The organism is Dyadobacter psychrotolerans, assembly GCF_004349265.1.
In the GTDB taxonomy this organism is placed as follows: domain Bacteria; phylum Bacteroidota; class Bacteroidia; order Cytophagales; family Spirosomataceae; genus Dyadobacter; species Dyadobacter psychrotolerans.
On sequence record NZ_SMFL01000002.1, the window covers coordinates 93,118 to 113,004 of the forward strand.

Genomic DNA, 19,887 nt, shown 5'->3' on the forward strand with positions numbered 1-19,887 from the left:
AAAAGATCGCCCGTTGAAGCTGAAATTTTACGGAAACCCGTGTGGGAAAGCACACAAATGTAAAATATACTGGCAGAAATGGTTTTTCTTTGATGTATTAAATTCCGCCTGTGTTGCCATGTTATAAATTCAATTAGGAAGAATATGGACTAAAGCTTCTGTATTTCTTTGTAAATGACAAATTTTAATTAAAAAAGGAACAGTAGTTAGTTAAAAAGATTACTTTTACCGGTCAAACTTTCGGTTCAGGTGATACACGATTCGCAGCACGATACACAAATATGGGATGCCTTCCGCCTGGGAGATAAAAATGCCTACGCGCAGGTTTATGAACTGTATTTTGATTCCCTTTATTCGTATGGCAAGAAATTCATGTCCGACCCGACGAGGGTGGAAGATGCGATTCAGGATTTGTTTATCACGCTTTGGCGCACCCGCGAAAAGCTCTCGGCGGTTGATAACATCAAGTTTTACCTCTTCCGCAGTTTGAGAAGGGACATTCACCGTATCAGTGAAAAAGAAAATGTATTCAATAAAGTCGACTTTGATTCTTTTCTTGATTCTCATAACCATCCTGCCGAGGAATACGGCAGCACTGATAGCGATAGAGAGCTAACTCAAAAACTGGTGGCAATCCTTAAAGAACTGCCCAGGCGCCAGCTGGAATCCATCACACTCCGGTATTATGAGAATTTTAGTATCGCCGAAATAGCTTCCATTATGGATGTTTCTGAAAAAACGGTGAGAAACACCCTGCACAACTCACTGACTTTACTCAGGAAAAATTCCAACATGCTTTACACTTTCCTCAAACTCACACTAATGCTCTGGCATTGATCAGCTCCACAACGCTTAAAACGGCTATTGTTAGTTTTTCAAAAAAAAATATCAAATTTCTTTGGGTCAAATAAGATAAAGCATCCTTTGTATGTATATAATGCAAAAGATGATGATCTAACTTGTAGAGGCCTTGGAAAATTACAGTAATTATAAAACCGAAGATTTTCTTCATGACGAACGTTTTCGTAAATGGATTTTATCCGGTGGAGAGGAAGAATCCCTGTTTTGGGAAAACTTTAAACTTCAATTTCCTGAAAAAAACAAAGAGCTGATACTTGCCAGGGCACTTCTTACTTCACTGAGCCAGCTTCAGTTACCTGCTGAAAAAGAAGTTAAACAAAAGATATGGACAAGAGTAGAAAGTTCAATTGACAAAACGTTTCCTGAAAGCGAGGCACATTACATTCGCCGGCCCTTCTATCGTTGGTGGATGGCCGCTGCAATCTTGCTGATCGCTGGCGGATTGGCCTGGATATTTCGATCAACGTTTAAAGGTGTACCGTTAGAATATAAAACGCAGGTTGTTGCAGCGAAAATGCCTCTCAGGGAAAAGATTAATGTTTCACAGGCTGGCCAAACTATCTCTTTGGCAGACGGGTCAACCGTGAAACTTAAACCGGGAAGCAAACTAAGTTATTCGGATTTTTCTGCGAATAAAAGAGTGGTATATCTGGATGGAGAAGGTTATTTCGATGTTGCGAAAAATAGTGCTAAGCCGTTCATTGTTTACGCCGGTCGAATTGTCGTACAGGTTGTCGGAACCAGTTTTAGCGTGGTTTCTAATACGGGAAAAGCGATAAGTAATGTTTCAGTTACTTCGGGCAAAGTAAAAGTATTCGCAACGGATAAATTTGAGGAGTCAGCAGAACAAAAGGCTGAGCAAATGATTTATTTGCTTCCCAATCAGCGGGTTGTCTATGATGCAAGAACGAGCATATTTAAGAAAGGGCTTGTTGAGCAACCTGTGCAGCTTGCCGGAACGGGAGATCCGAAAGAATTTTATTTTGACAATACCTCAGTTAAAGATATTCTCGGCGAACTTGAAACTGCCTACGGCGTGAATATAGATTATAACAATGCATCTCTGAAAACCTGTAAAGTAACGGCGCCTCTGGGTGATCTTCCACTGTTTCGAAAACTTGATATTATCTGCCAGACAGTGGGAGCAACTTATGAAGTGTTTGGAACGGAGATCGTTATTTCCGGAGGAGCCTGTGATCTTTAATAATACCTAACCTAAATAACTGAAAAACGCATGACAAGAAGTTAAACAAGAAAAGTAAAACTGGAAGCGCGGCCACGCTCCCAGTTCGAAAGTCTCCCACCAAAATTCGCGTTACGAAATTCCTGCAGAGCAGGAAGCGGGAATTGTATGTCCTATTCTAAAATCAATTAAAACAAAACATGGGTAAAAATATGGAAAAGTTTTTCAATACTGGTCCTAAATCAAGGCTTATAATGAAATTATTAGGTGTACCAATTGTCATCATTCTCGGACTTGCCACGCTTGCGCTTGCAAAAGACGGCAATGCACAGGATTTGATGAAAAGATCGGTGACAATTGAATTTAACAATAGAGAAATTACGAAGGTGCTCACATCCATCGGGCACAAAACCAATGTACGGTTTACGTATTTACCAGGTATATTTCCGGTTGATGCAAAGGTTTCAGTGAAATTCAGGAATGTGTCGCTGGAAAATGTTTTACACCATATTCTGGATCCTTATAATGTTGATTATCAGACAAGCGGAGAGTTTATTATTCTTAAAAAGAATAGTGCTTCCCCCAAATCATCGGTATTGGATTTGAAGGAGGAAGTGTTTCGCAATGATGATATCACCGTATCGGGAAAGGTTACGGACGATAAGGGAGAAAGTCTTCCTGGTGTAAGTATTATTTTAAAAGGTACGCAAAGGGGAACTGTCACCGATGTGGAGGGAGCATTTTCTTTCAATGTACCCGATAAGGCGTCTATCCTTGTTTTCAGCTATGTGGGTTATCTGCAAAAAGAAATTCAGGTAGGCAGCCAGACAAGTTTGACGGTTCAGTTGGCTGTCGATAACAAAACACTTGAAGAAATTGTCGTCGTTGGATACGGCAGCCAGAAAAAATCAGATGTGACTGGTGCTATTGCATCACTCGACGGTACGAAAATCGCCAGGGCTGCTACGCCTGATGCAACCGGCGCTTTACAGGGACAAATGCCAGGTGTTGTGGTGGTCAAAAATGTAGGGAAACCTGGCAGCGGCTACAACATCAACATTCGCGGCATCAGCTCGATAGGCGGCTCAAATTCTCCATTGTTTGTTATTGACGGAATTCCGACTACCACAGGCATGAATGAATTAAACCCGGCCGACATTGAGAAAATAGACATTTTAAAAGATGCATCTGCAACTGCGATCTACGGGTCGAGAGGTGCCAAGGGTGTTGTTATTGTAACGACCAAAAGAGGTAAATCCGGCAAAACAAGCATTTCATATGATGCTTACGCAGGTGTGAGAACACCTACACATTTGCCAGAAATGTTTAACGGATCGGAATATGTAGCTTTCAGAACCGAAATGTTTAAAGCGCAGGGTAAAGATGTTTCGCGAAATAACACAACGTTTTTTACTCCGGAGCAGTGGAAGAATATTGACGAAGGAAAGTTCACGGACTGGCCAAAACTTATTTTGAAAAATGGGTTACAAATGAACCATAATATCACAGCCAGCGGGGGAGATGATAAGACGCGGTTTGCGATCAGTGCAGGACTTTTACAGGAAGATGGCAACGTAAAGCCCGAACAATTTAAAAGATATACGCTGAGAGGAAATGTGGACCGCCAGATCAGTGCAAAATGGAAAGCAGGGCTGAATATGTATTTTTCTCAAAATCTTACAAATCTGGGGAGTTCAGAAGCACTCAGATCGGCGTATCGTTTGCCGCCAATGGCTTATCCTTATGACCAGACGGGCGCGCCGGCGTTCAGGGTTTATGGTACCAATTCGGTAACCAACCCACTGTTCGATCAGGACAATGAGATCCGTCAGAGCCGCAATTCACGAACTTTTGGTAATATTTATGTACAGGTAGAGCCGATCAAAAACCTGACATTAAAATCAACGATTTCGCCAAACTATTCTACTGAAAGAAGCGGGTTTTATTTTGGACCACTTACAAAACAGAGTCTGGGCGGATCGGTTCCTACACAGGCATCGAATTCAAGTCAGGAGCAACTGACCTGGGTTTTGGACAATCAGGCAACTTACGAAGCGCAGTTTGGTGTGCACAAGCTAACGGCTACGGTCGTTCAAAGTATGCAGAAAGATCGTACGGAAACCAGTACAATTACGGTCGACGGAATACCTTACAAGTCATTATGGTACAACCTGGCTACTGGCGGAAGAGTTTTGGGATATGGATCAGGCTATGTTAAATCCACACTGGCTTCTGCGATGGGACGGGTCAATTATAGTTACAAAGAGAAATATCTTTTAACTGCAACCGGACGTTGGGACGGATCTTCCCGACTGGCAGAAGGCAATCAGTGGGGCTTTTTTCCATCTGCCTCATTGGCATGGAGAATTTCCGAAGAGCAGTTTATCAAAACGGTTTCAGCCATCAACGATCTTAAACTAAGGGTAAGTTATGGTGTAACAGGGAATGACAGGGTGAATCCGTATTCCACCCAGGCCGCGCTTGGTCAGACTTTCTACGATTTTGGAGGTGTGTTTGCGCCAGGTTATGCACCCAATCAGCTGCCAAACAAAAACTTAACCTGGGAAACGACCCATGAGATTAATGTCGGTCTGGATTTTGGATTTTTTAGCAACCGCATTTCAGGAAGCATTGATGTGTACAACAGGCTTATTGATAACATTTTGCTAAGCCGTCAGCTGCCTGCTCCTTCGGGATTTAGCTCCATTACAGACAATGTTGGGAAGCTTAAAAACAGCGGAATTGAGCTGGGATTGAGCTCAATAAATGTTCATGCAGGAAAATTTATGTGGAAAACAGATTTTGTTTTTGACAAAAACAAAAATAAAATTCTGGAACTCAATGGAGGTAAAAAGGACGACGTAGGTAATAAACTCTTCATCGGACAGCCGGTGCAGGTAAATTATGACTATGTGTTTGACGGAATATGGCAGCAGGACCAATTGGAGGCAGCAAAAAAATACAATCAAACACCCGGACAGATACGCGTTAAAGATCTGGACGGCAATGGTGTAATCAACGCCAGTGATCGCCAGATTATTGGTAAAAGAATCCCAACCTGGACAGGCTCTTTTTCCAACACGTTCCGTTATGGCAATCTTGACCTGTACATCATGTTATATACACGCCGCGGTGAACAATATGTAAGTTCATTTGACGCCACTTTGATGAACTACAACCAGGATTACAATCAGGTAAAGGTTGATTACTGGACGGCAAGTAATCCTTCGCAAACACATTTTCAGCCGGGGAATCCCGGACCTTATACAGTGATTCCAACTTATCGGAAGGTTGATTTTACAAGGGTGGGTAACATAACGCTTGGCTACAATCTGCCAACCGGCCTGATCCAGAAATTCAAAATCAGCAATCTGAGAGTTTATGCCACGGCAACAAATCCTTTCCTGTTTACCAAATATGAAGGTTTTGACCCTGAATGGCCTGCCACCAATACCTACGGAACGGCAGTAAGTACGTCTTCATACCTGTTTGGAATCAACCTTGCATTTTAATTCATAGCGACTAATGAAAAAGATATTCTATACATTATTGATTGCGGCAGCCACAGGAATGGTGTCCTGCCAGGAGTTTTTGAAAGAGGAAAACCTAAGTGGTGTAACCAGTGAAAACTTTTATGTAGATGCAGCCGGGTACGAAAAACTGGTTAATTCCTGTTATTCGTCACTGCGTGACATTTACAAAACAGATCCAAAACTTTTTGCCTGGGGCACCGATACGGAAACACGGGGAGAAATTGAATCGGTGAGTGGCACGGTGGGCGACCGCGTGGTACGTGCCACGCAGCTGAATGAGTACAAAACCCTGTCTTCGGACAACTCCGGTGTTGACGAGATTTTTTCGGGACTTTATGCGGGCATACAACGATGTAATACGGCTATAAACAAGGCAAACGGCATTCCGGGCCTTACAGAAGCAATCAAAAATAAACGTATTGCGGAAGTTCGTTTTATCAGAGCTTACTTTTATTATTTGCTCGTTGAAAACTTTGGCGGTGTTCCAATCGTAAAAGATGAAATTAACACACCGATCACGCACTTCGTGCCTGGTTCTGAGCAGCAGGTTTATGATTTTATAATAGAAGATCTGAATGCATCGGTGGGCAGCGTGGATATAACAACAACCGAATTTGGAAGGGTAACCCAGGGAGCCGTCAAACATTTGCTTTCATTGATACATCTTACCCGTGGTTACAAAACTTTTGCTGCAGGTACGGATTTCGCAAAGTCGGCCCAATATGCAGAGGAGGTAATAGCCGGAGGAAATTACAGTTTGCTTCCTTCCTTTGCCGACGTTTTCAAATCCACCAATCAAAGAAATAACGAAATTATTTTTTCAATTCAGTTTGATCCCGCGAGTCTGGAAAATAAGACCATCGGGCATGGGCAGAACCTTTTCTTTGGATGGAGGATTTTTCGCGAACCCGGATTCTATGATGGTGAGTATGCGGTTTACAGCAGAAGGGTGAGCGATTTTATGCCAACCCAGTTTTTGTATACCCTTTACAATACAGCAAAAGACAGCCGTTACGACGGAACCTTTTTAAGTCAGTTCAGAGCGGTGAAGGATGATAAACTTGGTACTTCTGTGATCAAAACAGGTGATCTGCGGTTTTACTTTCCCTATCCGGACCGTCCTTTTACAAGCCAGGATTCCATTGCTTTGAAAGCTGCTAATCCTAATGTGGAAATCATTAGATTTGAGCGCTGGAAACAGGATTTTCAGGGAGTAGGAGGTGCTTTGAAATTTCCGATGATCAATAAATTCTTTGATCCTTTGGCCAATTTCCCCGGCAATAATGAAAGAGCCTATTCTTCGACAAGAGATATCTTCCTTTTCCGGCTTGCAGAAACGTATCTGATTGCAGCTGAGGCTTATTTTAAAATGAATCAACTGGATAAGGCCGCAGAAAAACTCAACGTCGTAAGAAAACGTGCTGCGGTGGCCGGGCAAAGTCTTGAAATAACGCCGGCAGTCGTAACGATTGACTTCATTCTGGATGAACGCGCCAGAGAACTTGCGGGTGAATACAAACGCTGGCTGGACCTCAAACGTACCCGTCGCCTGGCCAGAGCTTTTGAACATAATATCCTTACAAAACTGGCTAATCCTGCCGGTGTAATTGACAAATATTATCTGCGTCCGATACCGCAGTCGGTTATTGACAGGGATACGGAAGGATATCCGCAAAACCCGAATTATTGATGTTAAATACCAAAACGGTCAGATATTTATCTGACCGTTTCGGTTCAAAACATCGATACCGTGACAAAGGATGGACTTCATCTGGATTCCGCCGGATCAAGACTCCTGATCGTACCCGTTCCTGACGTCATCCGTCGATATCCATACGTTTGACATTTTAATTTTCTGTTTCAAAATAAATTCAACCACATGAAACAACGCTTTGTTGTCATTTTATTTTTTAGCTCACTATTAATTGCCTTTATTACCTGGGCGGAAGTCCCAACAACCCAATTAAAGATAAAGGCGCATTTTGCGATGCCTGATATTCTGGTTCCGGATTTTAGCAAAAGTAAAAAGCTGCTTATCACGGATTTTGGTGCTGCCCAGGGTGACAAAGTGAAAAATTCCCAGGCAATTGCTCAGGCGATAACACAGGCGAATAAAATGGGCGGTGGAATTGTTGTGGTGCCGGAAGGGGAATGGCTGACCGGAAAAATCCATTTGAAAAGTAATGTAAACCTTCACCTGAATAAAGGCGCCGTTCTGCTTTTCTCGGAAAATCCGGAGGACTACCTACCTGCTGTTCACAGCACCTGGGAAGGGTTGGAATGTTATAATTATTCGCCGTTGATTTATGCCTATGAATGTAAAAACATTGCCATAACCGGCGAAGGTGAGTTAAAAGCAAAACTGGATGTTTGGAAAGCCTGGTATGCACGTCCTAAGCCGCATATGGAAAGTATCAAACGGTTATACAACCTGGCGGGAGCTTATACGCCGGTGAAGGAACGTCAGATGGTGAACGACACGGCGCATCTCCGGCCGCAGTTTATACAATTCAACCGGAGCGAAAATATTTTGCTTGAAGGAGTTACCATTACAAACAGTCCCTTCTGGACAATACATCCCTATCTTTCGAAAAATGTGGTGATCAGAAAGCTGAAAGTTTATGCACACGGACATAACAATGATGGCGTTGATCCGGAAATGAGTCAGAATGTGCTGATTGAAGATTGTATTTTTGATCAGGGAGATGATGCTATTGCAATTAAGTCAGGACGGAATCCGGAAGGCTGGCGGCTAAAAACGCCCTCCAAAAACATTGTGATCCGTGATTGCATTGTCAAAAACGGGCATCAGCTTGTTGCCATTGGAAGTGAACTTTCCGGTGGGGTTGAGAACGTAGACATTAGCAATTGCACCGTGGTGGATGGTGCAAAGCTGAATCATTTATTATTTATCAAAACCAACGAACGGATGGGCGGTTACGTGAAAAATATTTACGCATCCAATCTGACGGCCGGAAAAATTGACCTGGGGGTTTTGGGTATCGAAACCGACGTCCTTTATCAATGGCGCACTTTGGTGCCGACCACAATTCGTAAACTAACACCGATCTCAGATATTTATTTAAGCGATATCGTCGCAAAAGACGTACAGTTTGTGTCAAGGATTTTGGGGCAAAAAGACCTGCCGGTGAAGAATGTATCGATGAAAAATATCAAAACGAATACGGTTCAGGACAAAAAAGAAATTCATGAAAATGTGCTTAATTTTCAGAACTAAGGGCATTAAAACACAATATTGATTACATGAGAAAAATGCCTTTAAAATTTATTGCAGCATACTGCCTGATCGCAGCCGGAAGTCTATTTACGGCAAATGCAGCTCAGTTTGATCTGGTGACGGCGCAAAATAAGGTGACAATATATTACCAGAAGGGTGATTCCAAACTTGATTCGATTGCCGCACATTTACTTGCCGCAGACATTAAACTTGTAAGCGGATATTTGCCAAAGGTTTACAATGATATAACCAGTGCGAAGGGCAACGTCATCATCATTGGCCGGACGGATTCAGGGCTTATCAAAGGTTTTGGCAATAAAGCTGCCGATCCGGACCTGAAAGGAAAGTGGGAATGTTACTCGGTTCGAATTTTGTCCAAACCAACAAAAAATATTACGAATGCACTGGTTATTACCGGAAGTGATGTGCGAGGAACGGCCTACGGCGTTTTTTCTGTTTCAGAGAAAATTGGGGTAACGCCGTGGTACTGGTGGGCGGACGCTACTCCGAAAATCCAAAAATCTCTTTCTGTAAATATAGATGATTTTACATCCGAAACGCCTTCTGTAAAATTCAGGGGCATTTTTATCAACGATGAAGATTGGGGATTACAACCCTGGTCTGCCAAAACATTTGAACCTGAAACAAAAGATATCGGACCTAAAACATATGCCAAAGTTTTTGAGCTGCTTCTGCGCCTTAAAGCGAATCTGATATGGCCGGCTATGCACCCCAGCACGAAGGCATTTTACCACTATCCGGGAAACATAAAAGCGGCAGAGGATTATCAGATCGTAGTCGGCTCCTCACATGCAGAACCGATGCTTCGAAATAACGTTAGTGAATGGAATGAAAAGACGATGGGTCCTTTTAATTATCTGACAAACAGACAAAAAGTAAACGACTACTGGGAGTCGCGGATAAAAGAAAGCAGCAAAGTTAACGGTATTTACACGACCGGAATGCGCGGCATACATGATGGCGAAATTCAGGGTGTAAAAACAATGGAAGAAACCGTTCCGCTTTTGGACACCATAATCCGGGTTCAGCGAGACATGCTTAAAAAGTATGTAAATCAGGATATTACCAAAGTTCCGCAGGTATTTACGCCTTACAAAGAAGTCCTGGAAATATATGATGCGGGCCTTAAAGTGCCGGATGATATTACGCTGGTGTGGCCCGACGATAATTATGGTTATATCCAAAGGTTGAGTAATGCAGAGGAGAGCAAGCGGTCGGGCGGTTCGGGAGTTTACTATCATGCTTCTTACTGGGGCAGACCTCATGACTACCTATGGCTTGGAACTTCTCATCCTGCACACATCCGGGAGGAAATGACCAAAGCTTATACAATGAATGCCAAACAGTTATGGGTACTCAATGTTGGCGATATCAAACCTTCCGAATATGCGACCCAGCTGTTTATGGATATGGCGTATGATATCAAACCATTTGAAAAGTCTTCTTTTTCGCTTACCCATTTACAAAACTGGCTGTTGGCAATTTTTGGAAGTAAGCAGGCAGTCTCAATAGCTCCGTTGCTTTGGAAGTATTATGACCTGGCATTTGAGCGCAAACCTGAATACATGGGTTGGAGCCAGACGGAACCGACGACGGCTATTAATTTCACTGCTTATAATCATTTTTTTTACAATGATCAGGCGCAGCTGAGAATCGACGCATACGATGCGCTGGTTTCCAAAGTTGAAGCGATCCGCAGGGATGTGGAGGCAAAAGACAAAGATGCATTTTACGAATTGATTGAATATCCTGTCAGGGGAGCGGCCTTGATAAATAAGAAATTTCTCTATCGGGATAAGGCTTATTTGTATGCGAAACAGGGAAGATTGAGTGCTTCTTCTTACGCTGCTTTATCTGATGAGGTTTATGAAAAAATAGGAGGGGAAACCAAATATTACAACACGAAACTGGCCAACGGAAAGTGGCAGGGAATGATGGATATGTTTCCAAGAAAACTTCCTGTTTTCGACCTTCCCGTTTTTGATTTATCCAAAACAAACAGTTTACCCGCTTTTCGTGCACTTCCCGAAGGTTACAAACAAACTGATTCTTCCGGACCTTCGCCTGATAGGCAATTTAAGCTTCCTGAGTTCAACAAATGGAATAAGCAGAAATATTTTATTGATGTTTTTTTAACCCAAAATCAGAAAAAGAACTTCACCATTACATGCTTAGAAACCTGGATAAAAACCAGCAGTAGACAAGGTGAACTAACACCTGACGGTCTTAACAGCCAAAAGCGTATCTGGGTAGAAATTGACTGGACAAAAGTTCCTGCACAAAAATCATTACAAGGAAAAGTCACTGTTAAAGCCGGTGATGATCAATATGATTTTGCGGTTTCAGCAAACAATACTGATTTAAAAGAACTTAAAAGTTTCAAAGGTTCTGTTGAAGCAGATGGCTACCTGTCGATCAACGCGGTTGATTATACTGCAGTAAAAAATACAAAGTCACGTCAATGGAGCGTGGTGGATGGGTTGGGTGCCAATGGAAAAGCACTGGAAGCATTTCCTTTGGTTGAAAAAGCGGCGGATGGTGAACTGGATACGCTTAAAGTGAAAAGTAATCCCTCTGTCGAGTACGAATTTTATTCGTTCAGTCAAACACCTGCTATCATCACCATTACATCTTTACCTACCTATCCGCTGAATAAAAATTTTGAAGTGCGTTATGCTGTAAGTGTAGATGACGGTCCGGTAAGAATTCTAAATTTCAGGACTTTTGGGAGAAGCGACGAATGGAAGAAAAATGTGTTGAGCAATTCAGCTCAGCGGATATTAAACGAGCCGATTCTAAAACCAGGTAAACATACTTTGAGAATTTATATGATTGATCCCGGCGTCATTTTAAATCACATTTACATCGATTTAGGAATTGCTCAGCCTTTTTACGGTACACTGCCGAAGACGTTTAAACAAAATTGATAAAAAACGATCCGGCTAACCAAAATTCAGGTTGGCCGGATCGCTTTTAGAAAAATCTTATTCCGACTTACTCAGTGTAGTACCGGTAATTTTGATTTGGTAGGGCCACTGCTCCTGTATAACCGGAGTTTTTTGTCTGCCAAAACTAACCGGCCAGTGTTCCGTGGGTGCAGCGCTTACGACGAGCCAAAGGTGTCCGGTATTAGCAGGAACTTTAAATTCGACTTTTCCTTTTGGATCCCGTGACACTTTTCCATACACGCGGCTACCGTCTTTTTTAAATGCCACAAAACCATATCTCCATCCCGCTTTTTCAGATTTTGGGCTGCTGTAACCTTGTGCTCCGGAAATGCCTTTGAAATCAACTGTTACTTTTGTCCCTTTTGCCGGCAGTGCCAGTTCAATTCCGTTGTACCCATAGTTTTGCGGACAATTTGCAGAGTCGACTTCAAACCAACCATCGGTTGTGGGATGTAATTTAGTAGTATGAAGATTAGCATATTGACGGGCTACGGGTTCGACCCTTTTCAAATCCCAGGTAATAAACCGGCTCGCAGCATCAAACATTTCGTCATTAAAAGCTTCCTGGGTTACACCTGTCAGTCTTTTGTAAGTCATCACAGGATCTTCACCTTCCTGAGTAGAGCGGCAAAGTTTGCCAAAAAACTCTTTTCCATGTTTTTCAGACCAGTATTCCAGTACATAAGGAGAATGGTACATGTTCTCCGGGTGCAGGAAAGCAAAGTGTGTTTTTTTGAAGTAACTGATCAAGTGATAATTCTCAAAAGTCATCCATTGCGGATAAACCTGCCAAAGCATGTATTGTGCCGACATTTCCATGATCGGTCCGCGAGGTCCAGTTTTGCTGTCGGCGCGGGAAATATATTGAAAGGCATGTCCCAATTCATGAGCCAGCGCGCCATAAGGAGCTTTGGACATTCTCAAAGCGGGTGTCCATAAAATACCTACCTTATTTTCAACCCCGCCGCCGAAAGCCGTTTGTTCTTTTCCGTTGATGACGAACAAAATCATTTTGTAACGATCAGTCGCTGAGTTTCCCTTTTGAACAAGTTTTAAATCATTGACATAATAATCGTAAAAGCGGTCACATTCTTTGAGCGCTTCATTCACATCAAAACGTTTCTCAACCTCATTGTTTGTCATTGGATCATCCCCAAATTCTTTGTGCCAGAAAATCGCGATGTTGGCCGACTGAATCATCCGCTTGCTACTAAATTCGCTCTCATTGCTGTTGTAGTCGTTTCCCTCCGGAACTCTCATTATTTTAGCCGGCAGATAAAGTTCTTTTTCCGGGCTCGCTGGGACCTGAGCATTTACATAACTGTGATTTTTAGTTAAAAGCGATGTCGTTAAAAATAGTAACAGCACCGGGTAACGGAGGTAGCTCCTGATCATAGCAAATTGTTTATAGATAAGGTTATAAATGCAAAATATGTCATTTTAAACAAGCTGTATGCAGGTCATTCTCTATCTGTTAAAATAGGTAATGAAGTGGTTAATATTTAACAAAGTCTTTAAATCTAACCAGAATGAACCTGTGGTTAATCTGCTTCATTTACTGAGGGCTTGACCTGCTCCACGAAGTGAAAATTTTCTGTTGTAAAGCATCAGGACTAGCCATGGGGGTAATTGTAAATGGTTTTTCTCCTTCTTTACCGTCTCTTAGGGCTGCTGATGTTTCAATTTGCAGGCCGGCGTAGGCAAAGTATTTTTTATAGTCCGGAACGTTGGTGGTATAGATGTAGCTAAAAAGCTCGTCCAACGGTTTTCCTGCTACTTTTTCAAATGTTTGCCTTAGTTCCTGTTCCGTGAAACCTCTGTTTTTAGCTTTATAAAAATCATTGTAAAGTGCTCTCATCACATCGTCGAGCGACTTTTTGTTTCGTGTTTCATGCCTGATTGCAAAATCAAACAGCAGTCCGATAACAGGACCTTTTTGATAATAGGAAATCGTTTTGTTCACTGCATCGCCCGTGCGTCCGAACGGGCCGTCTGACCAGGTTTCAGCGCTTGCCTGAGCCAGCGTCTGATACAGCCGGCCTGGTTTATTTTCAATATTGAAAATCTGCTGCCTGTATTTTTCAAGCATTTGCTGTGTTGTCAGCAAGCCACATTCCTTTAGAATGATGGGTTCGTAATAAACAGTCAGCCCTTCCGAAACCCAAAGCATATTTGTTTTACTTCCCCGGTCATAGTCAAACGGTCCGAGTTCTACCGGTCTGATGCGTTTAACATTATAATGGTGAAAGTATTCGTGCGCGATAAATCCCATCATACCGTCCCAGCCGCGGGAACTAAGCTGCTCTCCGCTGAAACTGATGGTTGTGGAATTCAGATGTTCAATCCCCCCCTGACCGGGCCCGATAGCAATAAAAGTATAATGTTTGTAAGGTAAATCGCCGATAAGCGCAGACGATTTCTCAACGATCTTCTGCACATCGGCCATGAATTTTATTTTGTCAAAATTCCCAAGCTTGTAACCGATGAAACGGTGTGGAATTCCTTTTACATAAAAGCGTGGGAGTTCTTCCAGATTGCCGGCAAGTATGGGGCTGTCGTACAAAATATCGAAATTGCTGGCAGTGTAGACGAATTTTTTACCCGCAGCAGAATCCAGTCCCGTTGCGACATTTTGCCAGGCCTTATTGGGTCGGATAGTAACTTCGGCTGGTAAGTCAATTTTTCCGGATACGTACATAAAGATACCGGCCGGTGTAATGTACCCATGTTCGTCGTCGAGATAGCTCGTTGCTACAAACTTGCGTGTGGTGACAACGTCATAATCCAGAATTACAATCCGGGCATCTTTTCGGCCAACGGTCCAGCCGGTTTTACCTGCCCGATGCCAGGCTAACTTTTTTCCCTTTTCGCTTTTGGCCGAAAAATTCCGCACACCTCCTGCATAATCCATGAGCTGGTAATAACCGGGAGTCCAGTCGGGAATCTTAAAGAAAATGCTGTCGGCAGCCTCCGGTTTATATTTAACCGTTACGTGAAAGGTGTGCGCAGCAGTACTGTCCATAGAAACGGTAAACCTGACAGGTTCTTTTTCTGCTGCAGCTGCTGTTTGCAGAATCCCGGGAATTGAAATGCTGATTATAAAACAAAAACAGGCAAAAAGTATCCTGGTGCCGTGGGCGCCGGTAAACAAACAAAGCATATCTCGGAGGATGATTGAAGAATGAATTCAGATATCAAAAATATCAGAACTTCAGTCGGGAGACATGGCGGGTGTTGGCAGATCATTTACTGATTTTAACCGGCTTAATTTTGAATTCAATTACAAGTTGTTGTTGAGCGTATTTTACAGCAAAAAAAGGAAGTCACAGGTTTAATTCCTGATGACTTCCTTTTATTAATATATTTTTAAATATTATTTTTTGTAAACCCGGTAAAGTCTTCCCTGGTCCGTTACGGCATACAGTGCGCCGTCTTTGCCCTCGGTAACATCACGGAAACGCTGTCCTTCATTTGCAAGGAGTCTCTCTTCACCTATAACTTTGTTATTTTCGATAATTAGTCTGGCAATGTGCATGCTGCTCAGTCCGCCGATGAAGAGGTTATTTTTCCATTCCGGAATGCTGTCGCTGCTGTAAAAAGTTATTCCGCTTGGAGAAAGAACCGGATCCCAATAATAAACAGGCTGCTCCAATCCTTCTTTTTGCTGAATTGCACCACCGACTTTGCTGCCGCTGTATTCAATGCCATAAGTGATGGTTGGCCAGCCATAGTTTTTTCCAGGTTCGATGCGGTTAAGCTCATCGCCTCCTCTGGGACCAAATTCTACTTCCCACAAATCTCCCGTCACCGGATGAAGCGCAAGTCCCTGCACATTACGATGCCCATAGGAATATAATTCCGGTTTAGCACCTGTTTTGCCTTCGAATGGGTTACCTGCAACGGGCTTGCCATCTTTGTTAATGCGGATTACTTTACCCAGACTTGAATTCAGCTGCTGTGCCTGGGGTCTTGTAATCGTATCAGAGCGCTCGCCGGTGCTGATGATCAGGTCACCATTTTTATCAAAAAGAATACGTCCGCCGTAATGGAGATTACTAGCGAAAGCCGGAGTCGCGCGGTAGATTACCCTCGCACCTTCGATTTTCTTCTCGTCTGCCGATAGTGTTCCTTTGGCTACCGCAGTTAGGTTTCCGTCTTTGACTGCCTCGGCAAATACCCAGTATACCATCCTGTTTTTTTCAAAATCCGGGTCAACGCGGATACCCAGCAAGCCACCCTGTCCATCGGCGTTAACAGCCGGAATGCCGGTAATAGGTGCGCTCAATACACCTGCGGTAGTTGCAATTCGCATCGTACCTGCTTTTTCGGTAATGATTAACCTTCCGTCCGGCAGGCTTGTGATTCCCCATGGATTTTTGAGCTCGCTGGTTAAAACCTTGCCTTCGTATGCCATGGCCGATTTCACGCTGGTTATTCTTGTCTGACCGGCAAAAGCCGGTTTGTAATCAGAGTTGGCTTTCTGGGTTTCAACGGGTGCAGCGGTGCTGTCGGCCCGGGAATTGCCCGAAGTTTCGGAGTCCTTTTTCTGACATGAAGCAAGTGCAAACACAGCTCCGGCCATGATTAAAATGGTGCTTTTTTTCATTGTTTTAATAATTAACAGTTTAAAAACCAGTCCTGATATGCATGACTTTTTGCGTATACCTGTTAACACAACCCAAAATGTCTGTTTTAGGATCAAAAAAAGTAAATAAATGCATTAAGGAGCACAAATACATTTGTGTCCTGTCGGTAAGTTTTCCTGCTAATCGATAGACAAATCATTTAACTGTAAGTAATGATTCAGGAAGTTATGCAGCTGTGTCGCCTGATGTTTTAGTGTCTGGATTTTAATAGCATCGCCCGGCGCCAGTTGGCTCTCAGCGATTTGGAGATTTACAGCTGCATCTTTTTCAACAATCATAACTGCCTCTTCCAGGCTTCTAAGCGCAGCCCACAATTTGTGCTCCGTTGTTTCATTAACTGCCGACAACAGGGAAGCAGAAGAATAAGCATGTCCTGTATGGCAGCGGTAACGAACCAGTTTCCCTTCGGTGTAAGAATCAAGTGCGCCTCCGCATTCCGGGCAGGTTAACGAAGATTTTTCACCCATTGAAATAATTCCTTTATCAAAAGCATTTCCCAAAGCGGCAATATCTACCTCCATTTTCAAGAGTTTTACTTCGTACGGATCCGCAACGGATTTTTTAGGAATTGAATGTCTGGTGAGCTCTACAAGCAGTTCGCTCATTGAAGAAAGCGGACAGACGTGGTCCGGTGCTATGTATTCCAGAACACTTAATGGCATACTGGGGTACAAGGCCTGCTCAGGGTCCTGAACAATGGTGATGCCGCCCAGTCGTTTCAGCGACCACATACCTGAGCATCCGTCATCAAGCATTCCGGTGAGTACAATTCCTATTGCCCGCGGGCCATAACTGTATGCAGCTGATCGAAATAAGGCATCGATAGAAGGGCGGAACCTATTTTCTTTCGGGCCTTTTTTTATAAGAATATGTCCGCTCTCGACAAGCATGTGGTGGTCTGGCAAAGACACATAGATGGTGCCTTCCTCAATTTTAGTACCATCCACGGGATGTATGGCATGCAAAGGGCCGCTTCGATCCAGTATGTCTGCCAAAAATGTATCCTTACCAGGTGCCAGGTGCTGGACAACAAAAACAGGGGTTTTAAAATCAGCAGGTAAAGCAGCGACCAGTTGCTTTAGTGCCATAACTCCACCAGCGGAAGAGCCAATTACGATTACGTCTATATCAGCCATGTTCCGGAAATTATTAAGGGAAAAATTTTAGGTCACCTATATAAAATCCATACCAAAACAGTGGGATTGTTAATCGTTTAGAAAGTTGCCGGAAGTGCGATAGTTTATCAGTTGAACACGCATTGCCTTCTAAGACTACTGCGGCATTTTTTGCATGATAACCTGCTCGGTTTTAACGATTGTTTTTCCTTTCTTATTTTTAGTTTCAGTTTTCGCCAGTTTCATCTGTTCTCCTTCATAACGAACAAGATACGGTGTTTTATTTTTCTGAAATTTACCAATATAAAGATAATTACCCTTTAAACTAACCGGTAATTTTTCACTGTGTTTACCAAAATCCTGCGCAATGATAACTTCACCTTTCTCTGTAAATTCAAACGATTTTTCTTCCGGTTTGTACACTTCCTTTTCCTGATTTAGAGGCTGTCCGTCAGAAGTTTCTATTTTTACTTTAGACAATAAAATCCATTTGCCTGTCATCGATGCATAAGCAGAACTGTCATTGCTTTGGCACAAACCAATAAATCCCTGAAAAATAAACAGGAGGGTGAAAGTCAATTTCATATTTTAATTTTTTGAATGGAGAATACAGAGATCTGTTTTGTAAAGTACTTTATAATATGAACAGCAGCTTACTTTACTAACAAACAGTCAATTTTTTCATTCAAAAAGTATTCCAGTGTTCAGTCACAAAGACACATTACTTCCTTTCAACAATCCTGTCGCCAAGAATTTTCTTTTCTGATTCTGTAAGTTCGTCAACTAATGCATATCGCGTTGACTTTGTGATGGCCATTTCATCCATTACATCCACCATATTTTTATAGCTGGAAACTGCTGTGGGTTTGATCACTACGGTGAGCGCTTCGTTACCCTGAACATTTCGCACAGAACTTACACGACGCTGCGAGGCGAAGATCAGAGTTCGTAACGCATCTCCCGGGCGGGTCGTTTTTAAGGAAGACAAAGCTTTATCGTCATTCGCTGCAATTCCATCCAGATAATAAATGTCATCGTTCCCGCCCAGGAACAGTGTAAGCACCCCGGAAGCTTTCAGATCTGTTGTACCGTCATCTTGTTTTGCGGGAAAAAACACAGACATTACCGTGGGTTTGGTCATTGTCGTTGCAAGCATAAAAAACGTGATCAATAGAAAGCCCAGGTCAACCATTGGTGTCATATCTATACGGGTTGAAATTTTTTTATCTCTAACCTTAACAATATCATTGCCGGATTCTTCAATTGCTGCCATGTTAGTAAAATTTAAAGTATTAATTTATTTAATTAAATATAAAAATTAATTATATATAAATGGAGATAATCGTTTTAAATTTTGTGTGAAGAACTTCGCAAACTGTACCAAGTTTATTGAATAGAATTTATTATTTATTGATAAACAATAAATAATTATCTATATTTACTCAAAAAACATTGATCACATGAAAACGGATACAAAAACAAAACAGATTTTACAGGTGATGCATGTACTTACCTGGATAGCATTTATTGGTTTGATGATAGAGGCAGGTGCAATCCTGGTTTCCTATGCTGTAAGCTGTGTTAATCCCGAGGCTGTAAAAAACCTGTACAAGGATTTGAATTTAGAGGAGCTTCGGGAATTCAGCTTTTGGCAGTATACCATGTCGGTTTCATTTTTGGTCGCCATCTCAGGTATGAAAGCATATGTTTTATTTCTGGTGATCCAGGCTCTTTCGAAGGTTAACCTGGAGAATCCTTTTACGATTGAAGTGGTTTTAATTCTAGAAAAGATCAGTTATAATTTGTTGGGAGTCTGGATCGTTGCAGTAATAAACAACAGACAGACGGAATGGTTGTTAAGGCGAACAGGTATCACCAGCGAAACGTTGGCGGCAGAAGAGTTTATTTTTATGGCCGGACTTGTCTTTATTATTTCCCAGGTTTTCAAACGTGGTGTAGAGATTCAATCAGAAAACGACCTGACCGTATAAACTATGCCTATTATCGTAAATCTGGACGTAATGATGGCCAGGCGAAAAATGTCACTAAATGAGCTTTCTGAAAAGGTAGGATTAACGCTTGCAAATTTGTCGGTTCTTAAAACAGGAAAGGCAAAGGCCATCCGGTTTACTACACTGGATGCTATTTGTAAAGTCCTGAACTGTCAGCCAGGGGATATTTTGGAATATGTGGAAAGCGATGTATCTGTGACTTTGGGTACGGAGGAGGTCTGATCAGGAATTAGGATTTTCTTTGCATGAGTTTATGTATGTAAGGATGTCTGAGTAAAATTCTGAATCAAAAATCATATGGATCCTGATTCTGACAGGTGGGTTTTAAAA

14 protein-coding genes are annotated in these 19,887 nt (G+C 42.4%); 8 read left to right on the plus strand and 6 right to left on the minus strand.

What is annotated here, in order from left to right; genetic code table 11:
- Positions 1-249 precede the first annotated feature (249 nt).
- From E0F88_RS04345 to E0F88_RS04370, 6 genes are all read left to right on the plus strand, one after another.
- Complete coding sequence (locus E0F88_RS04345) at positions 250-837, plus strand: RNA polymerase sigma factor (RefSeq protein WP_131956903.1); 588 nt, start codon at positions 250-252, stop codon at positions 835-837.
- A gap of 133 nt (positions 838-970) precedes the next feature.
- The gene (locus tag E0F88_RS04350) at positions 971-2,065 is read left to right on the plus strand and encodes a FecR family protein (protein WP_131956904.1); all 1,095 of its coding nucleotides are present in this window, start codon (positions 971-973) and stop codon (positions 2,063-2,065) included.
- A gap of 233 nt (positions 2,066-2,298) precedes the next feature.
- Positions 2,299-5,556 carry a SusC/RagA family TonB-linked outer membrane protein gene (locus E0F88_RS04355; protein WP_229213674.1) on the plus strand — a complete coding sequence of 1,086 codons (3,258 nt, stop codon included), beginning with the start codon at positions 2,299-2,301 and terminating at the stop codon, positions 5,554-5,556.
- A 13-nt stretch (positions 5,557-5,569) separates the two neighbouring features.
- Positions 5,570-7,267 (plus strand): RagB/SusD family nutrient uptake outer membrane protein, encoded by a 1,698-nt coding sequence (locus tag E0F88_RS04360; protein ID WP_131956906.1) that lies wholly within the window; start codon positions 5,570-5,572, stop codon positions 7,265-7,267.
- Between the two features lie 189 nt (positions 7,268-7,456).
- The gene (locus tag E0F88_RS04365) at positions 7,457-8,815 is read left to right on the plus strand and encodes a glycoside hydrolase family 28 protein (RefSeq protein WP_131956907.1); all 1,359 of its coding nucleotides are present in this window, start codon (positions 7,457-7,459) and stop codon (positions 8,813-8,815) included.
- A 26-nt stretch (positions 8,816-8,841) separates the two neighbouring features.
- Positions 8,842-11,763, plus strand: a complete 2,922-nt coding sequence (locus E0F88_RS04370) for a glycosyl hydrolase 115 family protein (RefSeq protein ID WP_220466230.1) — start codon at positions 8,842-8,844, stop codon at positions 11,761-11,763.
- Between the two features lie 57 nt (positions 11,764-11,820).
- Here the strand turns inward: E0F88_RS04370 and E0F88_RS04375 are convergent, their stop codons facing one another.
- The 6 genes from E0F88_RS04375 to E0F88_RS04400 all read right to left on the minus strand — a co-directional run bounded on the left by E0F88_RS04375 (position 11,821) and on the right by E0F88_RS04400 (position 18,818).
- Positions 11,821-13,179 (minus strand): DUF6055 domain-containing protein, encoded by a 1,359-nt coding sequence (locus tag E0F88_RS04375; RefSeq protein WP_181956077.1) that lies wholly within the window; start codon positions 13,177-13,179, stop codon positions 11,821-11,823.
- A 160-nt stretch (positions 13,180-13,339) separates the two neighbouring features.
- Positions 13,340-14,944, minus strand: a complete 1,605-nt coding sequence (locus tag E0F88_RS04380; protein WP_131956908.1) for a M61 family metallopeptidase — start codon at positions 14,942-14,944, stop codon at positions 13,340-13,342.
- 213 nt (positions 14,945-15,157) lie between these two features.
- Complete coding sequence (locus E0F88_RS04385) at positions 15,158-16,390, minus strand: PQQ-dependent sugar dehydrogenase (protein WP_131956909.1); 1,233 nt, start codon at positions 16,388-16,390, stop codon at positions 15,158-15,160.
- Between the two features lie 159 nt (positions 16,391-16,549).
- Complete coding sequence (locus E0F88_RS04390) at positions 16,550-17,566, minus strand: chemotaxis protein CheB (protein WP_131956910.1); 1,017 nt, start codon at positions 17,564-17,566, stop codon at positions 16,550-16,552.
- A gap of 135 nt (positions 17,567-17,701) precedes the next feature.
- Positions 17,702-18,130 carry a hypothetical protein gene (locus E0F88_RS04395; protein WP_131956911.1) on the minus strand — a complete coding sequence of 143 codons (429 nt, stop codon included), beginning with the start codon at positions 18,128-18,130 and terminating at the stop codon, positions 17,702-17,704.
- Positions 18,131-18,266: 136 nt separating this feature from the next.
- Positions 18,267-18,818: an ExbD/TolR family protein gene (locus E0F88_RS04400; RefSeq protein ID WP_131956912.1), complete on the minus strand. Its 552-nt coding sequence runs from the start codon at positions 18,816-18,818 to the stop codon at positions 18,267-18,269.
- A gap of 187 nt (positions 18,819-19,005) precedes the next feature.
- Between E0F88_RS04400 and E0F88_RS04405 the strand changes: the two genes are divergently transcribed.
- Complete coding sequence (locus E0F88_RS04405; protein WP_131956913.1) at positions 19,006-19,536, plus strand: DUF2975 domain-containing protein; 531 nt, start codon at positions 19,006-19,008, stop codon at positions 19,534-19,536.
- A 3-nt stretch (positions 19,537-19,539) separates the two neighbouring features.
- On the plus strand, positions 19,540-19,779 hold the full coding sequence (locus E0F88_RS04410) for a helix-turn-helix domain-containing protein (RefSeq protein WP_131956914.1): 240 nt from the start codon (positions 19,540-19,542) through the stop codon (positions 19,777-19,779).
- The last annotated feature ends 108 nt before the right edge of the window (positions 19,780-19,887 follow it).